Source organism: Sphaerisporangium album, from assembly GCF_003323745.1.
Lineage (GTDB): Bacteria > Actinomycetota > Actinomycetes > Streptosporangiales > Streptosporangiaceae > Sphaerisporangium > Sphaerisporangium album.
On the sequence record NZ_QOIL01000011.1, the window covers coordinates 86,943 to 113,033 of the forward strand.

The window sequence follows — 26,091 nt, forward strand, 5'->3', positions numbered from 1 at the left end:
TTCCTTTGCGGTGAACTCCGGCGCCGCGGTCAAGGGCCGGAGTGGTACCGATAAACATCGGTTGACCTGCCTCGACACGGAAAGTACATCGACGTTCACCCTGGCGTGGGAGCTTACGATCCTGCCGAAAGCCCGAGCTTTTCGTGTCCGTCCTTCATGCTCACGGGCTTCGCGTGGCGCGCGGGGCGGCCACGGATCGTCGCAGGGGGAGCGTTCGTGGCGGATCATGGTGGAATGCCGATGTCCTGGCGTCGGATGCTTCGCGGGGCGCTGGTCGCCTTCCAGGCGGTCGTCCTCGCCACGTCGGGCCCGCTCGGAGCGGCGTGGGCCGTGACGCCCGCCTCGCACGACGGGTACGGCCGGGGCCGGGCCGCCTGCCCGCCGACCTCGGTCATCTGCCTGGAGAACAGCCTGCCCGGCAACCCTCCCAGTCAGTGGGACATCGTCGGCGCGGGCGATCCCTCGATCCAGGGCTACGCCACCCAGATGAGCGTGAACCACGGCGAGACGGTGAACTTCAAGATCGCCACCACCTCGTCGAACTACCGCCTGGACATCTACCGCATCGGCTACTACGGCGGCATGGGCGCGCGGCAGATCGCGACGGTCCTCCCGTCCGTCCCCCTGCCGCAGACACAGCCGACCTGCGTGAGCGACGCGTCGACCGGGCTGGTCGACTGCGGCAACTGGGCGGTCTCGGCCTCGTGGGCGGTGCCGGCGACCGCCGTCTCCGGCGTCTACATAGCCAAACTGGTACGGCAGGACACCGGTGGGGCGAGCCAGATCATCTTCGTCGTGCGGGACGACGCGCGAGGGTCCACCCTGCTCGTGCAGACCTCCGACGCCACCTGGCAGGCCTACAACACCTACGGCGGCAACAGCCTGTACGCCGGCCAGCCCGCCGGCCGCGCCTACAAGGTCAGCTACAACCGGCCGTTCCTCACCCGCGACCCCAACGTCTCGCCGCAGAGCTTCTTCTACAACTCCGAGTACCCGATGGTCCGCTGGCTGGAGGCCAACGGCTACGACGTCAGCTACACCACCGGCACCGACACCGCCTCGCGCCCGGCCGAACTGCTGGAGCACAAGACGTTCCTGTCGGTGGGCCACGACGAGTACTGGTCCAACGACATGCGCAGCAACGTGGAGAACGCCCGGAACAACGGGGTCAACCTCGCCTTCTTCTCCGGCAACGAGATCTTCTGGAAGACGCGGTGGGAGCCCAGCATCGACGGGACGTCGACACCGTTCCGCACGATGGTCTGCTACAAGGAGACGCTGGCCAACGCCAAGATCGATCCCAGCCCGCAGTGGACCGGCACCTGGCGCGACCCGCGCTTCTCCCCGCCGTCGGACGGCGGCCGGCCGGAGAACGCCCTGACCGGCACCCTTTTCATGGTCAACGGCATCGCCAGCGACGCGACCACCGTCCCGGCCGATGTCGCGAGCCTGCGAGAGTGGAAGAACACCAGCGTCGCCAACCTGCAACCCGGGCAGATGATCACGTTCCCCGCGGGTGTGCTCGGCTACGAATGGGACGAGGCGCCGGACAACCCGACCCGGCCGCCCGGGCTGGTGGACATGTCCTCGACCACGGTCGTCCTGCCGAATCGGTATCTGCTGAACTATGGCAGCGTCTACGGCGCCGGAGTGGCGACCAACAAACTCACCCTCTACAAGCACAGCAGCGGCGCGCTCGTGCTGGGCACCGGCACCACCCAGTGGTCCTGGGGCCTGGACGCCGTCCACGACCGGCCGGGCACTCCCACGGACATCAACATGCAGCAGTTCACGGTCAACGTCCTGGCGGACATGGGGGCGCAGCCCGCGAGCATCCAGCCCGGCCTGGTCATCGCCACCCCCTCGACGGACACCTCGCCTCCCGTGGCGACGATCGCGAGCCCGGCGAGCGGCGTGTCCCTGCTGAGCGGCGTGTCCACCGTCATCCAGGGAACGGCCACCGACACCGGGGGCGGCGTCGTGGCGGCCATGGAGGTGTCGCTGGACGGCGGCGCGACCTGGCGGCAGGCGATCGGGCGCGACACCTGGCAGTACACCTGGACGCCCACCGTGGCCGGACCGGCGACGATCATGGCGCGGGCGATCGACGACATCGGTAACATCCAGCCGGTGCCGGCCTCGGTGAACGTGAACGTGGTCCTCACCAACTCCATCTGGTCCCCGAGCACGGTGCCTGCCATCGCGGCGCAGAACGACCCGAAATCGGTGGAGGTCGGGGTGAAGTTCACCACCACGGCCGCGGGCACGATCAACGGCATCCGGTTCTACAAGGGCTCGACCAACACCGGCACGCACGTGGGCAACCTGTGGAGCTCGACCGGGCAGCTCCTCGCGCGGGCCACGTTCACCAACGAGACCAACAACGGCTGGCAGTCGGTGACCTTCTCGACACCCGTGCAGGTGACCCCCGGCACCACCTATGTGGCGTCGTACTTCGCCCCGCAGGGCATGTACGCGAAGGACACGCCGTACTTCACCCAGGCGGTGGTGAACGGGCCGCTCACCGCCCTCGCGAACGGCACCGACGGCGGCAACGGCGTGTACACGTACGCGACGACCACGACCTTCCCGACGAGCACCTACCAGGCGACCAACTACTGGACGGACGTCATCTTCGTACAGCAGGCCACGACCAGCAGCCTGTGGAACGACGCGACGATCCCGGCGAACACGTCCTGGCCCGACCCCAAGTCGGTGGTGCTCGGAGTGAAGTTCACGTCGTCGGTCAACGGCGTGATCAAGGGAATCCGGTTCTACAAGGGGGCCGGGAACACCGGGACGCACATCGGAAGCCTGTGGAGCAACACCGGCCAGCTCCTGGCCAGCGCCACCTTCACCAACGAGACCGCGTCCGGCTGGCAGCAGGTCACCTTCGCGAACCCCGTCCCGATCACCGCCGGCACGACCTACGTCGCGTCCTACCTCGCGCCGTCGGGGAACTACGCGACGAACCGGCCGTACTTCACCACGGCGTACGTGAACGCCCCGCTGACCGCCCTCGCGAGCGGCACGGACGGGCCGAACGGCGTCTACGCGTACAGCGCGACGAACGTGTTCCCCACCCAGACCTTCCAGATGACCAACTACTGGGTCGACGTGCTCTTCAGCACCAGTTGACGGCGCCCACCCCTGGGCACGGCAAGGTGTCGAACGCGTTTCGGCAAAGGCGGGGGAGGGCGCGGGCCCGCGGGTCCGCCCCGGCGTAGGTTGAGCCCGTCATGATCGGGACGGGCGGCCCGTCGCCGGCTCGGCGGAGGGACGCGGGCGAGATGAAGGTGAGCGTGTGAAGATCCTCGTCACCGGCGGGGCCGGGTTCATCGGCTCCCACTATGTGCGCGCCCTGCTGACCGGCGCCTACCCCGGGCTGGAGGACGCGCGGGTGACCGTCCTCGACAAGCTCACCTACGCGGGCAACCCGGCCAACCTGGCCCCCGTCTCCGCGAGCCCGCGCTTCACGTTCGTCCGCGGCGACATCGCCGACCCGCGCGTCACCGCCGGGGTCGTCCCCGGGCACGACGTGGTGGTGAACTTCGCCGCCGAGACCCACGTCGACCGCTCGATCACCGGGGCGGCGGACTTCGTCGTGTCCAACGTGCTCGGCACCCAGACCCTGTTGCAGGCGGCGCTGGACGCCGGGGTGCGCACCGTCGTGCAGGTCTCCACCGACGAGGTGTACGGCTCGATCGCCGAGGGCGCCTGGGACGAGGACGAGCCGCTGCTGCCCAACTCGCCCTACTCCGCCGCCAAGGCGGGCGCCGACCTGCTGTGCCGCGCCTACCACCGCACCTACGGCCTGGACGTGCGGGTGACCCGCTGCTCCAACAACTACGGCCCCTACCAGTACCCGGAGAAGCTCATCCCGCTGGTCGTCACCAACCTGCTCGACGGGGTGCGCGTGCCGCTGTACGGCGACGGGCTCAACGTCCGCGAGTGGTTGCACGTCGACGACCACTGCCGGGCGATCCAGCTCGTGCTGGAGAAGGGGTCGCCCGGCGAGGTGTACAACGTCGGGGGCGGCGTCGAGCTCACCAACCGCGAGCTGGTCGGCCGGCTGCTGGACGCCTGCGGCGCCGGCTGGGACCTGGTCGACCACGTCGAGGACCGGCCCGGGCACGACCGCCGGTACGCCGTCGACGGCGGGAAGATCCGGTCCATCGGGTACGAGCCCCTGGCCGGGTTCGACCAGGGGCTCGACGAGGTGGTGCGCTGGTACGGGGCCAACCAGGCGTGGTGGCGGCCGCTGAGGCGCCGCTCGGGAGGGCGTGCCTGACGGCCCTCACGGGCCCGGGGGGCGGTCCGGTATCCGGTAGACCGCGTAGTCGCCGTAGCGCACCTGGAAGGACGCGAAGCGCCCGACCGCCTCCGGGCGGCGGAGGAGCCGCTCGTCGGCGACCAGCCAGCGCACGCCGTACCGCTCGCGCAGCGTCGCGACCGCCCGCGCCGAGGGCGCCTCGAAGACGGCGTCGCCGGCCCGCAGACGCGCGGCGTCCCAGAAGGGCCGCTCGGTGAACGGCAGGTCCGGCCTTCCCCGGTCCAGGTTGGCGGCGGTGTAGGCCCAGCCCTCCACGAGCACGCGCCGCTCGGTCAGGGCCGACACCCAGAAGTGGCGGCTGTCGCACGGCCGGTCGTACCCCCAGCGGCAGTGCGCGTTCGTGGCGACCAGGTCGCCCGGCCCCGAATGCGCGCGCAGCCACCGCGCCGCCCGCAGCGCGCCGCGTGGGACCTGCTCGGGCGTGGGGTGATCGGCCGCGTTCAGGTTGCTGTCCGCGCCGTGGCTGAGATGGTTCAGCACGCGCGCCTGCCAGGCGGCGGGCACGCCGGCCGCCGAGACCGCCACGACCAGCAGTGCCCAGGCGGCCGCGCGCCTCGGTTCCGTCAGGGACGCGGCCACCAGCGACGCGGTGCCGATCAGGATGAGCAGGACGGCGAAGGGCAGGAACAGGCCGACGCTCCTCTCTCCGGGCGGCAGCGGGACCTGGACGCCGCACACCACGCGGACCAGGCCCGCCACGGCCGTCCCGGCGACCGCCGCGACGATGATCGGCCGGATGCCCGGCCGGCCCTCGCGCACGGCGGTGACCAGGCCGTACGCGGCGAGCACCGCCAGGTACGGGTAGCACGACTGCAGGAAGTACCCCTGGTTGAGGTCGCCCGCGCTGCCGAGCAGCAGCATCAGCGCGGCCCCCGCCGCAGACAGGCCGAGCATCAGCGTCACGGCGGGGCGCAGGAGCAGCAGGGGCCGGGCGAGCAGCCCGAGGGCGCCGCACCACGTCACGCCCCAGCACGTCACGAACACCAGGGCGAACCCGGCCACCAGCCCGGCGGTGGCCTGCCGTCCCGCCAGCTCCGCCCACGTCGCGCGGACCACCGACAGCGGGTCGATCGTCATTCCCTGCCGGGCCCCGGCGAACAGCACGACCTGCGCGAACGCCAGGGCGGCCGCCGTCATGCCGAGCGCCGTGAGCGCGGCGCGCGGGAGACGGCGCAGCCGCACCGCCTCGGCGGCCGTCACCACCGCCAGGGCCGCCGCGAGCAGGGGAAGGTACGGAGCCTTGGCCCCCGCGACGGACACCAGCAGCACGGCGAGCAGCGCCCACCGGGCACGGCCGCCTCCCGGCCGCGCGAGCAGGTCCGCGAGCAGCAGCATCACGGGTGCGAACAGCAGGGCGCCGAAGGTCTGCGTCGGGCTGTTCCAGGGCACGTGCAGCACGCCGGTCCAGCGCATCAGGCCGTTGGCGTTCGCGTACAGGCTCGGCGCCGCCACCAGCAGCGTCCCGGCCACGGCCATCGCGCCCCCGGCCGCCGAGCCGATGACCCGCCGGCCCGTCATGCCGACGATGACCGCGAAGGCCACCAGCATGGGCAGCACGGACAGGCGGGTGACCAGCGTCAGCGGCTCCACCCCGGTGATCCAGCTCGACGCCGCCAGATGCGCGTAGGCGAACCAGTGGTAGTTCAGCGGCTCCCCGGCGACGATGGGGAGCTGCGGCGGCATGTGGTTCCTCAGCTCACCTACCAGGGACAGGTGGAACGGCAGGTCGACGTGGGACCAGCCGGCCTCCGGCCAGGTGGGCGCGGTGACGCGGAAGCAGATGAAGGCGCTCCACCCGGTGAGGTACACGACCGTCCCGGCCGAGAACCACCTCTGCCACGGCGGGACGTCCCGGCGCGGGCGCGTCCTCCAGAAGGGGCGCAGCCGGGGGACCAGCAGGAACGCGGCGTACACCGAGACCGGCCACGCCAGGACGAGCAGGGGCGCGCCGAGCGCCCTCGCGGGGATGTAGGCGAGCACCTCGGCGGCGTAGCCGGTCGCGAGGCCGAGCGCGAGGTCCTCGGGCAGCGTGCGGCGTCCCCGGTACGCGGCCCGCGCCAGCAGCGTGCCGGGGACCGCGACGCACACGGCCAGGTAGACGCAGAAGAACGCCAGGTCCCGAACCGAGACGCCGTAGTGGGCGAGCACCGGGAGGGGGAAGCCGCCCGCCACGACGCCGGGTACCCATCGGGAGGTCAGAAGGCGGCGCGCCGGACCTCCCAGGCGTCCTCGCCGGGAGACAGGCGCGGCCGGGGAGCCCGAGGGCGCGGGCCGCGGCGGCGCCGCGGTGCCGGCCGGTGAGGGACCACCGGCCGGCGCGATCCGGCCGCGCGCGGTGGCGCCGGCCGGCGGATTCGTCGTCATGGGCGAAAGCTAGGGGTCCTGACCTGCCGGAACGGCCCCGGACGCCCTCAGGCGGCGATCTTCTTACCGGCCTTTTATCCCCCGCCGCATCCGCCCGCGGGGTCACAGGCGCTCGACGTTGGGACCCTTGCACCGGTTGCGCGTGTCGAAGACGTACGCGGCGGCCCGCTGCACCATCTCGTAGTCGAAGCGCTCGTGGTCGGTGAGGACGACCACCACGTCCGCCTGGGCCATCTCCCAGGCCGTCGCCTCGACCAGCGTGAGCCCGCCGGGCAACGGGTGGGCGTCCACGTGCGGGTCGGCCGCCTTGACCTCCGCGCCGAGCTTGATCAGCGCCTTGACCACCTCGATCGCCGGGGACTCCCTGATGTCGCCGGTGTTCTTCTTGTAGGCCAGGCCGAGAGCGAGGATCTTGCTGCGCAGCACCGGCTTGCCCTGCCGGTTCAGTGCGAGCGAGAGCCGGTGCACCACGTAGTCCGGCATGTGGTCGTTGATGTCGTTGGCGAGCTCGACGAACCGGAAGTTGTGCCCCAGGCTGCGCTTGACCTTCCACGACAGGTACGACGGGTCGATCGGCAGGCAGTGCCCGCCCACGCCCGGCCCCGGCGTGAACCGCATGTAGCCGAAAGGCTTGGTCGAGGCCGCGTCGATGGCCTCCCACACGTCGATGCCGAGCTGCTCGGCGAAGATGGACAGCTCGTTCACCAGCGCCACGTTGACGTGCCTGAAGGTGTTCTCCAGCAGCTTGCACAGCTCGGCCACCCGGGGGGAGGACACCGGGACGGCGTGCTCCACGATGCGCTCGTAGAAGTCCCGCACCTTGCGCAGCGACGCCGGGTCGATGCCCGAGACGATCTTCGGCGTGTTCTCCAGGCGCCAGCGCGGGTTGCCCGGGTCGATGCGCTCGGGGCTGTACCCGAGCGAGAAGTCCTCGGGCGTGCGCAGCTCGGAGCCCTCCTCCAGCACGCCGCGCAGGTGCTCCTCCGTCGTGCCCGGGTACGTCGTCGACTCCAGGACGACCGTCGCCCCCGGCCGGACGAACGGCGCGATCGAGCGGCCGGCCTCGGTGATGTGCCGCAGGTCCGGGACGCCCTCCCGCAGCGGCGTCGGCACCGTGATCACGCACACGTCGAAGCCCGCCGCCCGCGCGTAGTCGGTGGTGGCGAGGTACCGGCCGGAGCCGCGCGCCTCCGCCAGCACGTCGTCGCCGACGTCCTCGATGTAGGACTCGCCGGCGTTGAGCCGCTTGACCCTCCAGGCGTCGACGTCGAGCCCCACGACGTCGAACCCCGCCTCCACCGCGCGCATGGCGAGCGGCAGGCCGACGTATCCCTGTCCGACCACCACCAGTTTGTCGCCCACGTCAGGACCCCCCGTAGTTCGGCTACGTGGCCCGACTGTAGGCGTACGCGCGCGGCGCGACGATCATTCGCCGCGTGCGCGCGTGTCGCCCGCGTGATGGTAGAACCGGTGATGACCTGCGGTGATGTCCGGACGATGCCGCGAAGGCGCCTGGGTGTCGCGCGGGGCGCGCGGCCTCAGCGGCCGATGAGCGAGGAGACGCGGTCGATCACGCCGAGCGGCACGTGCCGCGCGATCGCCGAGATGGCCTTGTACCGCGCGTCGGGAACGCTGACCGTCACGCCGCGGGCGAAGTCGCGCATGGCGGCGTCCACCACCCGGTCGGCCGACAGCCACAGGAAGTCGGGGATGCCGGAGGTGTCGATCGACGCCCGCTCGTGGAACTCCGTCCGCACGAAGCCGGGGCACAGCGCCATGACGTGCACGCGCGGCTCGGGCACCTTGGCCGCCAGCCCCGCGCTGAAGTTCACCACCCACGCCTTGGACGCGCTGTAGGTGCTGTCGGCGATGAAGGCCGCCACCGACGCGACGTTGATGACGCCGCCGCGCCCGCGCGCCCGGATGCCCGGCAGCGCGGCCAGCGTGAGCCGCAGCATCGCCTCGCAGTGCACGCGCAGCATCGTGACCTCCTCGGCCACAGGCACCTCCAGGGCCGCGCCGCTGTGCGCGAAACCGGCGTTGTTGACCAGCAGGTCGACGCCCTCGCCGAGCCGTTCCTCCACGGCCGCGACGCCCTTCTCGCCCGACAGGTCGGCGGCGAGCGCGTCGGCCCGCACGCCGTACCTGCGGTGCAGCGTGCGGGCCGTCGCGTCGAGGCGCTTGTCGTCGCGGGCGACCAGGACCAGCGAGAAGCCGTCGGCGGCGAGCCTGCGGGCGAAGGCGGCGCCGAGGCCGGCGGTCGCGCCCGTGATGAGTGCGGTAGGCATGGGGGCAGACTAGCCGCTCCCGCCCCGCGCCCCGTTCAGCCTGGCAGGCGGGCACTGGCCCGCCCAGGCGCGTGCCGCCTGCCTGGCGATGACGCGCAACGAGGTGGGCCAGGATGAGCGGAGTCAGCCCTGAGCGACGGCGTTGAAGCCGTGGGCTGTTCCGGCCTGTCCCCCTGCCAACGCGATCAGGACGAACTGAACCAGGCGGCAGGCGCGGACGAGTCCCGTCCCTTCCTGGCGGGACTCGTCCGTATATGGTCCTGGCGAGCCCTACAGTCCGCCCTCGGACATCCCGTGCACGGCCGGGATCGTGCCCAGCAGCCCCTTCTGGAAGTCCTCGAACGCCTGCTGAAGCTCTTCCCGGGTGTTCATGACGAACGGGCCGTAGTGCGCCATCGGCTCGCGGATGGGCTGCCCGCCGAGGAGGACCACCTCCAGGTTCGGAGTGTGGGAGTCCTGCTTCTCGTCCGCGTGGACGGTCAGCGAGGAGCCGGCGCCGAAGACAGCGGTCTGGCCCAGGTGGATCGGACGCCGCTCAGCGCCCACCGACCCGCGTCCGGCCAGCACGTACGCGAGGCCGTTGAAGTCCTCGCGCCACGGCAGGGTGATCTCCGCGCCCGGCGCCAGCGTCGCGTGGATCATCGTGATCGGCGTGTGCGTGATGCCGGGACCGCCGTGGCCGTCCAGCTCACCGGCGATGACGCGCAGCAGCGCGCCGCCGTCGGGGGAGGTCAGCAGTTGGACCTGGCCGCCGCGGATGTCCTGGTACCGCGGGGCCATCATCTTGTCCTTCGCCGGGAGGTTCACCCACAGCTGCAGACCGTGGAAGAGACCACCCGACATGACGAGGTGCTCCGGCGGCGCCTCAATGTGGAGCAGACCGGAGCCGGCCGTCATCCACTGGGTGTCGCCGTTGGTGATGGTGCCGCCACCGCCGTTGGAGTCCTGGTGGTCGAAGATCCCGTCGATGATGTAGGTAACGGTCTCGAAGCCACGATGGGGATGCCACGGGGTCCCTTTCGGCTCCCCGGGTTGATAGTCCACCTCACCCATCTGGTCCATCATGATGAACGGGTCCAGGTACCGATAGTTGATCCCCGCGAACGCCCGGCGGACGGGGAAACCCTCACCCTCGAATCCGCTCGGCGCGGTGGTCACGGCCAGCACGGGACGCGCCACGGCGTCCGCCGACGCAGCCACGCGCGGCAGGGTCAGGGTGTCAGCGGTTACGGCGGGCATGGTCCCTCCTTCGGGGATGACGGCGTGGGCCGCGAGGATGGGCCTCCCGGTGGCGCCGCTCCGGCGTAGAATACTCCTCACAACAGAAGTTGACGACGCAACTATTCCACGGCCGAGGCGACTCGCGCGTGTGTAACAAGTCGAGCTAATTTTCCGGCAAGATTTGGTCAAGATTTCCACAGTCGCTGGGCGGGACGACGACCCGAAAAGGGGCACAACCTCCGTGTTGGCCCGCAAAGCGGAGGTAAGCCCCCTGTGGAAAAGTCGCGGGTGGGGTCACGGCTGACCGCCACGGCGGCGGCCCGCGTCACGGCCGCCGTGCTTGCCGCCCTGATGGCCGGCCTGTCGGCCGGTTGTGGCGGCGCGGACTTCACGTACGTCATGGGCAGCGACGGGCAGAGCTACTTCAAGGTCCCGGCCTCCTGGCGGAAGGTCGACCAGCGGGCACTGGACCGCGAGTTCTTCGGCGACATGACCACCGCGACCGCCCAGCTCCGAAAACGCCTCTCCTGGACCGTCGGCTACGACGCGTTCAGCCGGCCCTCCGCCGACCACCTGTACGACCCGGCCGGCGGCTCCGACGAGCCCTTCGTCTTCGCCATGGTCTCCACCCTCACCAAGACCCAGCAGGACAAGGCCTCCCTCGACACCCTGCGCAACGCGGCGATGCTGCCCGTCGCGCTCACCGCCGACCTTCGCGACCAGTTGGAGAAGCTTCCCGGCTACCCCTACAAGAACTTCGAACTCCTCAGTGACGAGGTGCTGCCACCAAAGGACGGCGTGCGGGGCGTCCACGTGGTGTACAACTTCAAGGTCCTCGGAGGCCCGGTGCAGACCTTCGACCAGACCGCCTACCTCGCCGCCGACGGCAGTCGCGTATCCGTCATGCTCATCCGCTGCTCCGCCATGTGCTATCGCACCCGCGGCGACGAGATCGGCAGGATCGCGCAGTCCTTCAAGGTCAAGCGAATCCCCGGCTGACACCGGGGGACCTGTGAGGAGCCCCGATGACATACGCCCCAGCGCCTGAGCGGCCCACGGGCCTTCGCGCTCCCGACTCCGGGCCCGACTCCACCACCAGGGCCACCATGGCGCTGTGGGACCGGATCAAGATCCTGCTCGTGCTGGCGACGGCCTTCCTCGTCCTCGTCTGGCACCACCTGGCCGGCTTCGAGGGCATCTCCACCTTCGCCGACTCCGCCCGCACGATCGCCGCCGAGGGCGGCGGGACCATCGTCCTGTGCCTCGTCGCCGCCGAGGCTTTGCGGCAGGTCCATTTCCTCGTCAGCGAACGCTCGGCCCGCTACCACCGTTTCTGGAGCCGGAGCGTCTTCGGAGGATTCGACCGCTGGACCCGCCGGCGGTTCAGCGACTGGAACCGCTACCGGATCGCCAGGGCGCTCAAGTGGCTGTTCTGGATCGCCCTGCTCGCGCTCGTCCTCGGTCAGATCCTCGACGTCTCGCCGGCCATCGCCCTGTTCGAGGCGCCGGCCCTGCTCTGGCAGGTCCTGCCGTACGGGCTGCAGCTCGCCTTCGGCTTCGTCTTCGTGATGGTCCAGTTCGTCGGGCTCTTCTGGTTCCTGTCCAGAGGCGGCATCGAGACCTACTACCCCGACGACATCAAGACCCGCTTCTCCGACGTCTGGGGGCAGGACCACGTCGTCGAACGGGTCAAGGAGAACATCGTCTTCCTGGAGAGGCCCGGCGAGATCGAGGCCAGGGGCGGGTACGTGCCGGGCGGACTGCTGCTGTGGGGGCCGCCCGGCACCGGCAAGACCCTGATGGCCGAGGCCGTCGCCGGGGAGACCGGCAAGCCGTACGTCTTCGTCGACCCAGGCGCGTTCATCAACATGTTCATGGGCATCGGCGTGCTCAAGGTCAAGTCGCTGTTCCGCAAGCTGCGCAAGCTCGCCCTGCGCTACGGCGGCGTGATCGTCTTCTTCGACGAGGCCGACTCCCTGGGCAGGCGCGGCGCGCTCGCCCAGCAGGGACCGCCCGGCGGAGCCTTCTCGGGGACGGCCGCCTTCTCCGGGGGCGGATGCCACGGTTTCAGCTATCTGTCCGGCGACACCCGCGCCCTGCTCACCCGGCACGCGCTCACCGCGTCCGCCGGGGCCGCCACGGAGGGCTCGCGCCGCGACCGCGTCGTGGCCGGCATGGGCATGGGCGCCGGCGGCGGCGACCTGGGCACGCTCCAGGCGCTTCTCACCGAGCTGTCCGGGCTCAAGAAACCGCGCGGCTTCGTCAACCGGTACGTGCGGCGGCTGCTCGGCATGCGGCCCAAGCCGCCGCCGAAGTACCGCATCCTCGTCATGATGGCCACCAACATGCCGAACTCGCTGGACGAGGCGCTGCTGCGGCCCGGCCGCATCGACCGCATCTACAAGGTCGGCTACCCGTCCAAGGCCGGGCGCGTCCGCACCTACCAGGGGTACTTCGACAAGGTGCGCCACCAGCTCACCCCCGATCAGATCGACAAGCTCGCCACCATCACGCCCTACGCCACCGGCGCCACCATCAAGGACCTCGTCAACGAGTCGCTGATCACCGCCATCCGGGCCGGGCGCGAGGTCATCACCTGGGGCGACGTCATGATCGCCAAGCGCCTCAAGCAGCTCGGGCCGCCCGAGGACGTCGAGTACATCGAGCGCGAACGCCACGCCGTCGCCGTGCACGAGGCCTGCCACGCCGTCGCCGCCTACCGCACCCGCTTCCACCTCGAGATCGACATCGCCACCATCGAGAAGGGCGCCGACTACCTCGGCATGGTGTCCAGCATCAAGCCCGAGGACCAGTTCACCCGCTGGCGCAGCGAGTACGAGTCCGACATCATCGTCTCGCTCGCCTCCCTCGCCGGCGAGCGCATGTTCTTCGGCGACGACAACTCCTCCGGCGTCTCCGGCGACCTGGAGCACGCCACCACCGTCACCGGGCACATGGAGGCGTACTGGGGCATGGGCGTCGGCGTCGCCCACCTTCCCGCGCTGCAACTCCTCGGCATCCGGGACGGCAAGGCCGCCCCGTCGTCCCGCGGCGCCGGCTCCGCCGAGGAGCCGGCGGGGGCGGGGGCGCCCGACACGCTCGCCGAGCGCATCGAGTTCAACCTCGCCCGGCTGCTGGAGCGGACCGAGGAACTGCTGCGCGAGAACCGGCGCGAGATCCTGTCCGTCGCGCACGCGCTGGAGCAGCACAAGACGCTCAACGGCGACGACGTCATCGCCGTGATCGAGCGCACGCGCGGGCCGCTCGTCGACGGCACGGTCTACGCCTCGGACGCCTTCTACGAGCAGCTGGAGGCCTACCACGACCTCGCCGCCGCCGCCCACCACAGCCACAGCCCCGTGACCTCCCCCCTCCCGTGGCCCCCTTCTCCGTCCCCTTGGCAGACCTCCTCGTCGTCCTGGCCCGCCCCCGCGCCTCAAACCATCCCCGGCCAACTGCTCCCCCCGGGCCACCCGGACAACGCCGGCCCGCACGAACACCCGGCCGACTCCCAGAACGGCGGGTCTTACGGCCACCCACCCCTCCCTCAGAACGGCGGCGTGTACGGCTCCCCGGCCCTCCCTGAGAACCGCGGCACGTACGGATACCCGGTGCCACCCCAGACCGGCGGACCACAGGGGTACGCGGCTCCACCTGGGAACGGCGCAGCGCACGGGTACTCGGTCCCACCACAGACGGTCGGACCACAGGGGTACACGGCCCCACCTCAGAACGGGGGAGCGCACGCGTACCCCACCCCAGCGCAGACCGGCGGACCTTACGGCGATCAGCGCAACGGGTGGAACGGCGGAACGGCGAGCGGGCCGTACGCGGGTCAGGGAGCATGGCCTTACGGCGGCCCGCCTGCGGTCAGCCGCACGGACCCCCAGGTCGCCCAGCCCGTCGACGCGCGCGGGGGAACGGCCGGGACTCCCCGGGCATACGGCCTGGGCGGCGTCCCGCTCACCGGTCCCTCGTTCGCGCCTCCTGGCGGCCACATCCAGGACCGGGCGGCGTACCCCGACGTCACTCCGCACTCGGCGGACGGCGGCTCACCGGACCTCATCCCCTGGCGTCCCGAAGACCCTCGAACCGCCCCACCAGCGACAGAACACGATCAAGGTCACCCAACCTCCACAAACCCCACCCCTTCGGTTCACGGCCCCTCCTTCCACACCCCCGTGGGCCAGGACTCCCCGGGCCGGGACTCCTCAGGCCAGAGCCCCGTGCCCCTGCTCCCGCACGCCTCGACCCCGACCGGTCCCGTGCCGCCCGGCTCGCCCCCAACCGGTTCGTCTCGGCCCGCGACCGCGCCGGTCGGCGGTTCGCTCCCGGGTGATGGGGCCCAGTACGGGATGTCGTCGACGGGGCCGCGGCCGGTCAGGCCCGTGGTCATGGCGCTCGGGGCGGCCGCGGCGCTCGTGCTGTTCGTCCTCGCCGGGGTCGCGGTGTTCGGAGGCTCGACGCCCGCCGACGGCGGCGAGGCGATGGCGGGTCCGTCGACGAGCGGAATCGCGGCGATGCTCGCCGGACTGGTACTGCTGCTCGTGGGCGGGGTCGTCGCCGTCATGGTCGTCCGCGGACAGCAGGCGGCCCGCCGCCGAGCCGAGGAGACCCGAAACCGCGCCGTGGAACGCGCACAACTGCTCGCCGCCGCCATGGAACCGGAAGCCGCCATGCGCCTCCTCGGCTACGACCCGAACGACCACCATTCCCCCGGACCCCGACCGGACGACCAACATCCACGCTGAAGCGTCTCCGGCGATCCGGGCGGCCGGCGGGTCACAGCCTGAAGTCCAGGTCGGGGATGATTTCGGCGACGTCCATCTGGGCCTTCTGCAGGCGGCCTGAGTAGTCCCAGTTCAGGGCCTGCCAGCGGGTGAACTGGTCGAGCACCCACTGCCCGGACTGGCGGCTGCCGTTGCCGGACTTGCCGTTGCCGCCGAAGGGCAGGTGCGCCTCGGCGCCGGAGGTGGAGTTGTTGACGCTGACCATGCCGGCCCCGATGCCCGCCCGGAACCGGAACGCGGCCTTCGGGTCGGACGTGTAGATCGAGGACGACAGCCCGTACCCGGGACGGTTGGCGAGCTCGACCGCCTCCTCCAGGCTGCCGAACGACGCCACACCCACGATCGGGCCGAACGTCTCCTCCAGGAACAGGCGGTCGCGGGGACGCACCCCGTCCACCACGACCGGGTGGTAGAACAGCCCGCCCGCGCCGTCGAACTGCCCCCGGGGGTTGCCGGAGGTGATCCGCCCCGTGGGGCCGGTGACGACCGTGTGGTGCGGCTCGATCCAGCCGAGGTAGTCCTCGTAGCGGTCGGCGAACCGCTGGTCGAGCATCGGGCCGTACAGCACGTCGCCCTCCGGGTCGCCGACGCTCGCCCCGGCCACGGCCCGCGCGTACCGGCCGACGAACTCGTCGTGCACGGACTCGTGCACCAGGACGGTGCCGAGCGAGGTGCACCGCTGCCCGGCCGTGCCGAACCCGGAGAACAGCGCGCCCTCGACGGCCAGGTCGAGGTCGGCGTCGGGCATGATCACCATGGGGTTCTTGCCGCCCAGCTCCAGGCACGGCGACTGGAGATGACGCCCGCACAGCTCGCCGACGCGCCGCCCGACGGCGGTGGAACCCGTGAAGCCGACCTTCTGGACGGTGCCCTCGCCGAGCGCGGTGTCCAGCCCGGCGAAGGTGGTGGGCCCGTCGGCGAAGACGATGTTGAGCACCCCGTCAGGCAGCCCGGCCGCCGCGAACAGCCGGTAGAGCGCGTGGGCGGAGGCCGCCGCGTACTCCGCGGGTTTCCAGACGACGGCGTTGCCGCACAGCAGGGCGGGGACGAGGTACCAGCTCGGCACCGCCACCGGGAAGTTGCCCGCCGTGATGACCGCGGCGACGCCCACGGGGACACGGAAGGTGAACAGGCTCTTGTCGGGCATCTCCGACGGGACGGTCTGGCCGTAGAGGCGGCGGCCCTCGCCGAGGAAGAAGTCGCAGGTGTCGACGATCTCTCGTACCTCGCCGAGTGCCTCGGCGTACGGCTTGCCGATCTCGGCGGTCACCAGGCGCGCGAGCGTCTCGGCGTTGGCCTCGACCAGCCGCCCGATCGAGGCGATCACCCGGCCGCGCACCGGCGCGGGGACGGCGGCCCACTCACGCTGGGCGGCCGAGGCCACGCCGCAGGCCCAGGCGAACGTGGCCTCGCCCGCGAGCCGGACCTCGGCCACGGTCTCGGACGTCCGTGCCGGGTTGACCGACGCGTAGGTCGGGCCGGTGGTGTCGTCGGCCGGCTTGCCACCGATGACGGAGCTGATCTGGCGGGTCACCGTTGACCTCCTCACATGGGCGCTTGCCAGCATTCTTCCGCCTGAACCGGGTTTCCCCAACACGCACCCCGCCGTCTGTGGACAACTTCCCGTTGTCCACAGGGACGGACGCCGCGAATTCCGCGAACGGGGCTTCGCGACCTCCGGCGCGCCCGAGAGCAGGTGAGGAATCCGGGTGTGGAGAGGCCGGACGGTCGACGGCCGGGTCGTGCCGGTGAGCACGGCGTGAGCAGGGTGAGCACAGCGTGAACACAGCACGGCGGTCCGCCTCCCCGGCGATGAGCACGCCAGGGGGCGAGGCGGGCAACGGCTCCGATCCTCGCGCGGCGCGTGTGAAACATGGCGCTGATCGGCATTTCCGAATGTGATTGCCGTTGGCGGGTATCGCGCGCTTTGGCGTCCGATCTTTGTTGTTTCCTTGCCGTGCTCGCGAAACTCCTGATCGAGATACGGGTACGCACGAGATCGATTGTCTCCGTCTTCTGGAGAGGACCGAATTCCGGGCGGCCGGACCGTGCCGCCGGAGAAACGGGCGAAAACCCTCCAGGTCCAGCAAGGCGGATCTCGTCAATCACCCTGTTTCCCCTGATCCGTCGTGATCGATGGGTCGGGGGAGGCGTGCCCGAATTCGCACCCATTGATCAGGAGGATCCGTTGCGAAATTTTCGCCGACGCGCGTCGCTGGCCGCCGCCATCGGCATCACGGCCCTTTCCCTCGCCGGTGTTCCGGCCCAGGCGGGCACCCAAGCCGATTCCGTGACGAGGACGGCCTTCGGTCGGACGGCCGCGCCTGCCACGCCCGCGGTGGCGGCGCCGCCACCGGTGGGGTTGGCTGCCCTCTCGGCACGCGCGGGCGCCGCCGGCGTGGCGGTGCGGGCCGCCGCGGGGGACTCCACTCCCGGCGAGCCGGTCTGCGCGGCGCCTTACGTCAATGAGGATCCGCGGCTCGGGCCGCAGAATCTGCCGAGAAAAGGCATACTCGGCAGGATTCTCAGCGACTACGACCCCCTCGGCGGGCTTCGTCCGCAGAAGTTCCTGAACCGCTATTGGGAGTGGTCGTTGAATTCGTACCGATTCCCGCCCGACTTCGGATTCGCCCACTCGGGCGGCTACTCCAACGGCAGGCCGCTCATCGCCCAGAAAACGCTGCGCATCGGCGAGAGGGTGGACCGCTTCGGAAGCGAATTCGGGGCCTTCCTCGCCCCGTATGGCACACCCTATCCGGAACGGAGCATTCCGCCGACCAATTTGGACACCTTCCCGGATTCCCCGCAATATCCATGCAACTACCATGCCTACCGGGTGAGCCGGGACTTCGCCGTCGATTTCGGCCCCATCGCATCGGCGTTCCAGCAGCCGGGCGGCGGCTCGCAGTACCACCTGGTCAGCAGGCTGATCGCCGAGGCCCCCCAGATGCGGGAAGAGGTTCCGGTGAGATGGCTGGTCGACAACGGCTATCTCCAGCCGATCAACTGATCGGGCCCGCGACGGGGGAGCGCGCCTCCGGCCGGTGGTGTCAGCCCCGGCGACGAGGCGCGCGCCTCCCTCCAGCAAGCCCCGGAGGTCCGGCCCGGGGGCGTGTCACAGGGCGGTGAAGTCGGCGAAGTCGAAACCGGGCGACACCACGCAGCTCACCAGGACGCCCTCGCCCCCGGCGGGCCGGGCCGCCTGCCACGTACCGGCCGGGACCAGCGCCTGCGGCACCTCGCCGTTCTCGACATCAGGCCCCAGCGTGATCGTCACCTCGTCGCCCGGCCGCTCGCCGCCACCGCCCAGCACGAGGCTCAGCGGCCCGCCCCGGTGCCAGAGCCAGACCTCGTCGGAGCGGACGACGTGCCACACCGACTCCTCGCCCGGCTGGAGCAGGAAGTAGATGCCCGTCGCGCTCTGGCGGACCCCGCCGTAGCCGGGCGGCTCGAAGGACGCGGCGGTCCTCCAGGTCTCGCGGAACCAGCCGCCCTCGGGGTGGGGGAGCAGGCCCAGCGCCTCGGCTACCGGGGGACGCTCCTGGACCGCGACGAAGGCGCCCGTCACGTCCCGGCGCAGGAAGCGGCGGCGTCCGCCTTCGACGACGATCACCGGATCCGGGCCGGCGAATGTTTCGCCGGCGACGCGCAGCGCCTCGGCGTCGCTGGAGACCGGCACGGAAGGGCCGTCGGGGTACGCGCCGAGCGTCATGAGCAGCACGGTGCAGATCCTATTCGACCGGCGTCCGCGCGACCTCGGGCCGTCCCACGGTGTCCGGTGAGCCGGCGATGTCCGGTGAGCCGGTGAGGCGCCGGACGTCCGGTACGGCGAGGACCACGGCGCCGGCGGCGAGCTGCCACAGCGCGCCGAAGCCCAGCAGGACGGCGAGGCCCACGGCGGCGGCGACCGGCCCGGCGGCGGCCAGCCCGATCGGCCCGAGCGCGAAGGCGCCCACCGCGGTGAGCGAGGTGATCCGCGCCAGGACCCCGGGCGGTACGTGCCGCTGGTTCGTGGTCGCGTACAGCGCGCCGCACACCGCCGCTCCGGCCCCGGCCACCAGCGCGGCCCCGGCGATCACGGCGGTGGGCAGCCCCGCCGCCATGGCGCCCGGCGGCAGCGCCCAGCCGAAGGTCGCGACCGTGGCCACCACCAGCGGACGGCGAGGCGTCCGCCCGCCGACCATCACCAGTCCGCCCGCCACCGCGCCCGTCCCGTACACGCTCATGATCAGCCCCCAGGACTGGGCGCCGCCGAGACGGTCGTGCGCCACCACCGGGCCGAGGACGAGGAACGGCGCCCACACCAGCACGTTGAACAGCGTGAACTGCAGCGTGGTCACCCACAGCCAGGTGCGGGACCGGAACTCGTCCCATCCCTCTCTTGCCGCCCCCTTCCGCGTGCCGGGTGAGGCGAGAGGAATGTCGGATACGCGGAGCAGGGCGACGGCGACGGCGGCCGCTCCGTAGGTCGCCGCGTCCAGGGCGACGACCACGCCGGGCCCCACCACGGCCACCAGGACCCCGGCCAGCGCGGGCCCGCCCACGTTCGCCAGCGACTGGGCGAGCCCGGACAGGGCGTTGGCGTCCCGCAGCCTGCCCTCGTACGCTGCGCCGCTCGCCGCCAGCCTGGGGATCAGGCCGCCCCGCGCGGGCATGCCGAACGCCTCGCCGGCTCCCCAGGCGACCGCCGGGACGACGAACACCCACATACCCGGACGCCCGGACAGCAGCGCCGCCGCCAGGACGGCCTGGCTCGCGCAGCGCAGGACGTCGGCGCACACCATGACCCGCCGGGGACCCACCCGGTCGGCGACGACGCCGCCGACCGGCAGGAGCGCCACCATCGGGACGATCCGCGCCGCCATGATCAGCCCGAGCTCGGTCTGCGTGCCGCCGCCGTCCAGGACGGCGAAGGACACCGCGAGCGTGGACATGGACGAGCCCAGCAGCGACGTCAGCTCGCCGGCGAAGAACAGCCGCAGATCTCTGTACGCCAAGGCGGCCAGCCGCCTGCGCGCCCACTTCGTCACCGTTCTCTCTGCCATGGCCGTCCACTCTGGAGGGCGGCAGCGGCGCCTTTCAATCAGTGGGCTGAGGAAAGTTGAGTCTCTATACTGCAGCACCGGGTAGAGAGGGCATCTCGGTCCCAACTGGGGTTCGGCGGCGATGTAGGGTCGGAACCCCGACCTGGGCGGGAGTTTTTACTGCGGATAGGTGAGCGAAGGCGATGACACCACCACCGGCGCCCGTCGAGTACGCCGTGGCCGTCGAGCACTACCTGGCCACCCTGCGGCTGGCCGAGGCTTCCCGGCGCGTCTACCGGATCGCGCTGGCGACCTGGGCGTGGCCCCTGGTCGGCAGGACTCCTCCCGAAGGCAGGGCACGCCGCGGCGCGGCGCCGCCCATCGTGCCGCTCGCCCTGCTCGACGCCCCCGGCGCCGAAGACCGCCTGCGCGCCGCCCTCACCGAGCGGACGGCCGCCGCCGACCCCCGCACCGTCAGCCGCGAACTTTCCATCCTGCGCGGGGCGATCGCCTGGTGGCGGACGCGCGGCTGGATCGGCCGCGACCCGCTGGGGCGGCTGCGGCCCCTTCCCGCTCCGGCCGCCGTGTCGCCCGCGCCGTCACGCGAGCAACTGACAAAGATCTTCAAGCTGCCGGTCCCGCTCCGTGAGAAGACCTGCTGGCGCCTGCTGTACGAGACCGCCGCGCCCATCGAGCGGGTGCTCGCCCTGGACGTCGACGACCTCGACCTCGCCCGCATGCGCGTGCGGTCGGAGCCGGCGATCCGCTGGCGGGGCGGCACGGCGAGGCTGCTGCCCCTGCTGCTCGTCGGCCGCACCGGCGGCCCCGTCTTCCTGACCGGACGCCGCGCCTCGCCCACCGCCCCGCCCGGCGACCGCTGCCCGGTCACCGGACGTGGGCGGTTGTCCTACCGCCGCGCCGCCGAGCTGTTCACGACCGCGACACGCGACCTCGACCCCGAAGGCCACGGCTGGACGCTCCGCCACCTCCGCGCCGCCGGCCTGGCCAACAGGGGGCTCGTGTGAGGGCGTGCCGCTATGTGGTGCGGACGGCGAGGGTGCGTTCGGCCCACTGGGCGATGTCGCGGCGCTCGATGGCCGCGGCCATGAGCCCGGGGAAGGCGTCCGGAGTGCAGGCGAACGCGGGCACGCCCAGCGCGGCGAGCGCCTCGGCGTTGTCGCGGTCGTAGTGGGGCTGCCCCTCGTCCGAGAGGGCCAGCAGGACGATCACCTGCACCCCCGCCGCCGTCATGGCCGCGACCCTGCGCAGCATCTCCTCCCGCACGCCCCCCTCGTACAGGTCGCTGATCAGGATGAAGATGGAGTTCGACGGACGGGTGATCAGCCCCTGGCAGTAGGCGATGGCCCGGTTGATGTCGGTGCCCCCGCCGAGCTGGGTGCCGAACAGCAGCTCGACCGGGTCGTGCAGCTGGTCGGTCAGGTCGACCACGCTCGTGTCGAAGACCACCAGGGACGTGCGCAGCGAGCGCATGGACGCCAGCACGGCCCCGAACACGCTCGAGTAGACCACCGACGCCGCCATTGAGCCGCTCTGGTCGATGCACAGGGTGACCTCGCGGATCACGGCCCGCTGACGGCGCGCGTACCCGACCAGGCGGGAGGGCACGACGGTGTTCCGTTCCGGCAGGTAGTTCTTGAGGTTGGCCCGGATCGTCCTGTCCCAGTCGATGTCGGCGACCCGGCGCGGCCGGTGTGTGCGGGCCGAGCGGTCGAGGGCCCCGGTGACGGCCGTCCGGGTGCGCTGCGCCAGCCTGCGCTCCAGATCGGCCACGACCTTGACCACCACCGCGCGCGCCGAGCGGCGGGCCGTCTCGGGCATCACCCGGTTGAGGGAGAGCAACGTGCCCACGAGGTGCACGTCGGGCTCCACGGCCTCCAGCATCTCCGGCTCCAGCAGGAGGCGGGTGAGGTTGAGCCGCTCGATCGCGTCCTTCTGCATGACCTGGACGACCGTCGAGGGGAAGTAGGACCGGATGTCCCCGAGCCAGCGGGCGACGCGCGGCGCCGAGGCGCCGAGACCCGCGCCGCGCTCGGCGTCCCCGCGCCCGCCCGAGCCCTGGCCCGAGCCGCGCCCGCCGTTGTACAGCGCGGCGAGCGCGGCGTCCATCTGGGCGTCGTCGCCGCTCAGGGCGCACCCCGTGCCGTCGGCGTCGCCGCCCAGGGCCAGCCGCCACCTGCGCAGCCGCTCGTCCATCACGCGCTCCTCTCCGCGGTGGCCGCGGACGTCAGGTCGGTTCCCAGGATCGTGAGTACGGTCCGCACGGCCGGCGCGGCGCGCTCGTCGTCTGGCTCCAGCGCGGCGACCCGCCCGGACCCGCCCGAGGAGACGCGTTCGCCGATGGCGCGGCGCTCCGGCGGGGTGAAGGCGCCGAACGTACGGCGCAGCAGCGGCAGCACGTCCACGAAAGCCTCGCCGGTCAGGCCGGTCAGCCAGGTGTCGATCAGACCTAACAGGCCGGCGTCGTGGACGAGGAGAAGGCCGCTTCCCGCCAGGAACCCCTCGACCCAGGCCGCCGCCTGCGCGGGCGGCGTGCCCGCCGACATCGACCGGGACATGCGCCGCGCGACGTCCTCGGCCGGGATCGTGCCCGCGTCGAGCAGGATGCGGGTCAACCGGCCGCTGATCAGCCCGTGCAGGTCACGCCGCTCGGCCACGCCGCGCAGAGCCGCCAGCCAGCCCTGCCTGCCGGACTCCAGAAGCCCGGCGGAGGCGTGGACGGCGTCGACGTGCCCGAGCATCTCGCGCGCCGAGTCGTCGTCCAGCCCGGTGACGGCGGCCGACAGCCCGGCGCGGATGCGGCCGAGCAGCGAGTCGACGATCACCGACAGGCCCGCCGCAGGGGTGCCGCGGACGTCGCCGTACCGCTGCGTGCGCACGAGGGCGGGCAGGGCCGCCATCAGGTGGGTGACATCGCTGTCCAGGGCCGCCCGGGTGGAGATCGACGACAGGACGTGGGGGAGCGCGTCGGGCAGGTCGGCCAGAAGGCAGCGCTCGGCGACCGCGGTGAGCTCGGCCAGCGTCCTCGGCGAGGGCGCGGCGGACGGCCCGGGCCCCGCGTGCCGGGCCGTCCACGGGGAACCCAGGTCGACGAGCTCACGCACCCGGGCGGTCGCGGCGGCGGGAACCGTGGTGCCGTACCCGCTGGCCTCGATCAGGTCGATGTCGAACTCCGGCCGCCAGGCGAGAGTCCACGACTCGCGGAAGGTGCCCTTGCCCCGGGCCTCGCGCGGCGTCCCCCACGCCACGCCGAGCAGGCCGAGCCGGTGCAGCAGGCGGCTGCGGTCCAGGTCGAGGGGTTTGCGCAGGTCCAGGTCGAGCTCGCGGTCGAGCGCCTCGGGGTGCAGCTTCAGACGGCGCCGGCGGTCGCGCAGGTCGCGCTGGAGCGGGACCATCGGCGTGCTGTCCGGCACGCCGCCGAGCCGCTCGCCGACCACCATGCGGCGCTGGATCAGCTCCACCGGCAGCTCGTCGCCCTCGCACAGCACCGCGCGGACCGCCTCGGTGACCTCCCCCAGCCCGGCCAGCGGACGCCCCCGCACGACGGCGAGGCTGTGCGCCAGGCGGACGGCCTCGATGACGTGGGCGGACGACACCGGCAGGTCCTCCTCTCGCAGGACGGCGGCGGCCGAGGCGAGCCAGCGCTCGATCGGCCTGTCCGGCGCGGAGAACAGGTGGTCGTACCAGCCGGGAGAGGTGATGCCCGCGCCGTAGCCGCTCCAGGAGGCCAGCCGCCCGTGCGTCCACGGCACCCACGTCATCTCCACCTTGACCCTGGGCAGCCCCTTGAGCAGGCGGTCGTCGGGCGCGGCCGGGCCCGGGTCGAGCAGCGCCGGGACGTGCCAGGCGCCGCAGACCACGGCCACCCGCCGGTGGCCGTCCTTGACGGCGGCGCGCATCGTCCTGCGCATGTACGCCTCGCGCCGCGCCTCCTGCTCGTGCGGGGTGTATCCCTGCCGGACGGTCACCATCGCCTCGGCGATCACCTCGAACGGGGTGTCGCCGCGATGCTCGACCGCGTCCTCCCACCAGCGCTCGGGGTCGTCGTACCCGGCGGCGCCGGCGAGCTCGCCGATCGGATCACGATGGACGACCTGGTCCCGCGGTCCCTCCGCCTCGGCCTCCCGTTCCGCGGCGTCGTCGTCATCGGACGGCGGCCGGGCCCCGGAGGCGCGCCCGCCCGGCGCGTCTCCGGGAGCGTCCTCGGCCGCCCCGTCCGGGGAAGCGGCTCGCGCGGCGACCGGATGCTCCGGGGGAGTGCCTCGGCCGGCGGCCGCCTCCGGGAATTCGGCGTCCACGGCGGGGGCGACGGGCCGGGGAACCGGATCGGCGGGTTCGGCGGCCAGGCCGTGCGTCGCGGGCAGGTCGCAGAAGCGGACGGGGACGCCCGCGCGGAGGGCGTACTGGATGGCCTGCCACTCGGGAGAGAACGTCGCGAACGGCCAGAACGCGGCCTTGGACGGATCGCCCGGCACGTGCGCCAGCAGCGCGACGGGCGGCCGCATCTCGGGGTCGGCCGCCAGTGCCACCAGATGGTCGGCCTCGGGCGGGCCCTCGATCAGGACGATGTCGGGCCGGAGCCGTTCCAGCTCGGCGGCCACCGCGCGGGCCGACCCCGGGCCGTGGTGCCGCACCCCGAGCACCGTGAACGACGCGGCCGCGCCCGCGTTCTTCCTGTGCCGGCCGGACGGTGCGCCGGGCGTGCCGTGCGCCGGCGGGGTGCCGTGTGCGGGCGGGGTGCCGTGTGCGGGCGGCGTGCGCGGGGCCTCAGGAGACATCGCGGCACGCCCGGTAGAAGTCACGCCAGTCGGGACGCTCGCGGACCACCGTCTCCAGGTACTCCTGCCAGATGACCCGGTCGGACACCGGATCCTGCACGACGGCGCCGATGATGCCCGCCGCGACGTCGCCCGCCCGCAGCACGCCGTCGCCGAAGTGGGCGGCCAGGGCGATGCCGCTGGTCACCACCGAGATCGCCTCGGCCGTGCTGAGGGTGCCGCTCGGGGACTTCACCGTCGTGCGGCCGTCGGAGGTCACCCCGGACCGCAGCTCGCGGAACACCGTGACGACCCGCCTGATCTCCTCCAGGCCCGTGGGCGTGGGAGGCAGTTCGAGGGAGTGGCCGAGCTGGGCGACACGCCGGGCCACGATGTCGACCTCCTCCTCGGCGCTGGCCGGGACCGGGAGGACGACGGTGTTGAACCGGCGGCGCAGCGCACTGGACAGCTCGTTCACCCCGCGGTCGCGGTCGTTCGCGGTGGCGATCACGTTGAAGCCCCGCGCCGCCTGCACCTCCTCGTTCAGCTCGGGGATCGGCAGCGTCTTCTCCGACAGGACGGTGATGAGCGCGTCCTGCACGTCGGAGGGCATGCGCGTGAGCTCCTCGACCCGGGCGAGCCGCCCCTCGGCCATGGCGCGCATCACCGGGCTCGGCGTCATCGCCTCGCGGGACGGGCCCTCGGCCAGCAGCCGGGCGTAGTTCCAGCCGTAACGGATCGCCTCCTCGGCCGTGCCCGCCGTGCCCTGGACGAGCAGCGTGGAGTCGCCGCTGATGGCCGCGGCCAGGTGCTCCGACAGCCAGGTCTTGGCGGTGCCGGGAACGCCCAGCAGAAGCAGCGCGCGGTCGGTGGCGAGGGTGGCGACGGCGACCTCGACGATGCGGCGGGGGCCGATGTACTTCGGAGTGATCTGATCGCCGTCGCCGAGCAGGTAGGAGGTCACGGCCCAGGGCGACAGCCGCCATCCGGGCGGCCGCGGCCGGTCGTCGGACTTGGCGAGGATCGCGAGCTCCTCGGCGTACTGGTCTTCCGCGTGGGGGCGCAGAACGGTCATATCGATTTCAGCTCACTCTCAGGTGCTCGGCCCGGTGCGCGGCACCGGCCGAGAAGGGACTGGAAAAGGAAGATAGGAACGCCTGCGCCGGCCACCGGCCCGCCGCGGCAACGGCTCTGAGGATCGAGGACCTTCCCGGCGAACGCCGCCCTCGCCTCCCACCGCCCCGCCCTGCCGACCGCTCACGACCACACCCCTGTGGTCCGCCCGTCTGTGGTGGC

At 72.1% G+C, this 26,091-nt stretch carries 17 protein-coding genes; 7 read left to right on the top strand and 10 right to left on the bottom strand.

Annotation, left to right across the window (positions count from 1 at the left end; all coding sequences use genetic code 11):
* The first annotated feature begins 240 nt into the window (after nt 1-240).
* Both DQ384_RS20250 and rfbB read left to right on the top strand, forming a co-directional pair.
* Complete coding sequence (locus DQ384_RS20250) at nt 241-3,138, top strand: DUF4082 domain-containing protein (RefSeq protein ID WP_245966632.1); 2,898 nt, start codon at nt 241-243, stop codon at nt 3,136-3,138.
* 166 nt (nt 3,139-3,304) lie between these two features.
* The gene (rfbB, locus tag DQ384_RS20255) at nt 3,305-4,291 is read left to right on the top strand and encodes a dTDP-glucose 4,6-dehydratase (protein WP_114030431.1); all 987 of its coding nucleotides are present in this window, start codon (nt 3,305-3,307) and stop codon (nt 4,289-4,291) included.
* Between the two features lie 6 nt (nt 4,292-4,297).
* Here rfbB and DQ384_RS20260 read toward each other — a convergent pair whose 3' ends face one another.
* The 3 genes from DQ384_RS20260 to DQ384_RS20270 all read right to left on the bottom strand — a co-directional run bounded on the left by DQ384_RS20260 (nt 4,298) and on the right by DQ384_RS20270 (nt 8,985).
* A complete protein-coding gene (locus tag DQ384_RS20260) occupies nt 4,298-6,697 on the bottom strand; it encodes a hypothetical protein (protein WP_147268840.1) in 2,400 nt (799 codons plus the stop codon).
* A 102-nt stretch (nt 6,698-6,799) separates the two neighbouring features.
* Nucleotides 6,800-8,059, bottom strand: coding sequence for a nucleotide sugar dehydrogenase (locus DQ384_RS20265; RefSeq protein WP_114030433.1), 1,260 nt, complete (start codon nt 8,057-8,059; stop codon nt 6,800-6,802).
* A gap of 176 nt (nt 8,060-8,235) precedes the next feature.
* Nucleotides 8,236-8,985: an SDR family NAD(P)-dependent oxidoreductase gene (locus DQ384_RS20270; RefSeq protein WP_114030434.1), complete on the bottom strand. Its 750-nt coding sequence runs from the start codon at nt 8,983-8,985 to the stop codon at nt 8,236-8,238.
* A 40-nt stretch (nt 8,986-9,025) separates the two neighbouring features.
* On the opposite strand from DQ384_RS20270, the gene DQ384_RS44210 reads away from it, so the two are divergent.
* Nucleotides 9,026-9,118: a DUF3631 domain-containing protein gene (locus DQ384_RS44210; protein ID WP_220183045.1), complete on the top strand. Its 93-nt coding sequence runs from the start codon at nt 9,026-9,028 to the stop codon at nt 9,116-9,118.
* 137 nt (nt 9,119-9,255) lie between these two features.
* Here the strand turns inward: DQ384_RS44210 and DQ384_RS20280 are convergent, their stop codons facing one another.
* On the bottom strand, nt 9,256-10,224 hold the full coding sequence (locus tag DQ384_RS20280; protein ID WP_114030435.1) for a pirin family protein: 969 nt from the start codon (nt 10,222-10,224) through the stop codon (nt 9,256-9,258).
* 255 nt (nt 10,225-10,479) lie between these two features.
* On the opposite strand from DQ384_RS20280, the gene DQ384_RS20285 reads away from it, so the two are divergent.
* Nucleotides 10,480-11,205 carry a hypothetical protein gene (locus DQ384_RS20285; protein WP_147268841.1) on the top strand — a complete coding sequence of 242 codons (726 nt, stop codon included), beginning with the start codon at nt 10,480-10,482 and terminating at the stop codon, nt 11,203-11,205.
* A 26-nt stretch (nt 11,206-11,231) separates the two neighbouring features.
* Entirely contained in the window at nt 11,232-14,957 is a 3,726-nt protein-coding gene (locus DQ384_RS20290; protein WP_114030437.1) for an AAA family ATPase, read from the top strand.
* 31 nt (nt 14,958-14,988) lie between these two features.
* Here DQ384_RS20290 and DQ384_RS20295 read toward each other — a convergent pair whose 3' ends face one another.
* Complete coding sequence (locus tag DQ384_RS20295; RefSeq protein ID WP_220183031.1) at nt 14,989-16,530, bottom strand: aldehyde dehydrogenase family protein; 1,542 nt, start codon at nt 16,528-16,530, stop codon at nt 14,989-14,991.
* Between the two features lie 339 nt (nt 16,531-16,869).
* Here DQ384_RS20295 and DQ384_RS20300 point away from each other — a divergent pair, with 339 nt between their 5' ends.
* Entirely contained in the window at nt 16,870-18,006 is a 1,137-nt protein-coding gene (locus DQ384_RS20300; protein WP_114030439.1) for a TNT domain-containing protein, read from the top strand.
* 105 nt (nt 18,007-18,111) lie between these two features.
* On the opposite strand, the gene DQ384_RS20305 is transcribed toward DQ384_RS20300, so the two are convergent.
* Both DQ384_RS20305 and DQ384_RS20310 read right to left on the bottom strand, forming a co-directional pair.
* Complete coding sequence (locus tag DQ384_RS20305; RefSeq protein ID WP_114030581.1) at nt 18,112-18,708, bottom strand: cupin domain-containing protein; 597 nt, start codon at nt 18,706-18,708, stop codon at nt 18,112-18,114.
* 19 nt (nt 18,709-18,727) lie between these two features.
* Nucleotides 18,728-20,041 carry an MFS transporter gene (locus tag DQ384_RS20310; RefSeq protein WP_114030440.1) on the bottom strand — a complete coding sequence of 438 codons (1,314 nt, stop codon included), beginning with the start codon at nt 20,039-20,041 and terminating at the stop codon, nt 18,728-18,730.
* A 182-nt stretch (nt 20,042-20,223) separates the two neighbouring features.
* Between DQ384_RS20310 and DQ384_RS20315 the strand changes: the two genes are divergently transcribed.
* On the top strand, nt 20,224-21,045 hold the full coding sequence (locus DQ384_RS20315) for a hypothetical protein (RefSeq protein ID WP_114030441.1): 822 nt from the start codon (nt 20,224-20,226) through the stop codon (nt 21,043-21,045).
* A 10-nt stretch (nt 21,046-21,055) separates the two neighbouring features.
* Here DQ384_RS20315 and DQ384_RS20320 read toward each other — a convergent pair whose 3' ends face one another.
* The 3 genes from DQ384_RS20320 to DQ384_RS20330 are packed head-to-tail and all read right to left on the bottom strand — an operon-like array spanning nt 21,056 to nt 25,870.
* Nucleotides 21,056-22,234, bottom strand: coding sequence for a VWA domain-containing protein (locus DQ384_RS20320; RefSeq protein ID WP_114030442.1), 1,179 nt, complete (start codon nt 22,232-22,234; stop codon nt 21,056-21,058).
* Nucleotides 22,234-24,816: a DUF5682 family protein gene (locus DQ384_RS20325; RefSeq protein ID WP_220183032.1), complete on the bottom strand. Its 2,583-nt coding sequence runs from the start codon at nt 24,814-24,816 to the stop codon at nt 22,234-22,236. The genes DQ384_RS20320 and DQ384_RS20325 overlap by 1 nt, the downstream gene beginning before the upstream one ends.
* The gene (locus tag DQ384_RS20330) at nt 24,806-25,870 is read right to left on the bottom strand and encodes an ATP-binding protein (protein ID WP_114030444.1); all 1,065 of its coding nucleotides are present in this window, start codon (nt 25,868-25,870) and stop codon (nt 24,806-24,808) included. The genes DQ384_RS20325 and DQ384_RS20330 overlap by 11 nt, the downstream gene beginning before the upstream one ends.
* Between the last annotated feature and the right edge of the window lie 221 nt (nt 25,871-26,091).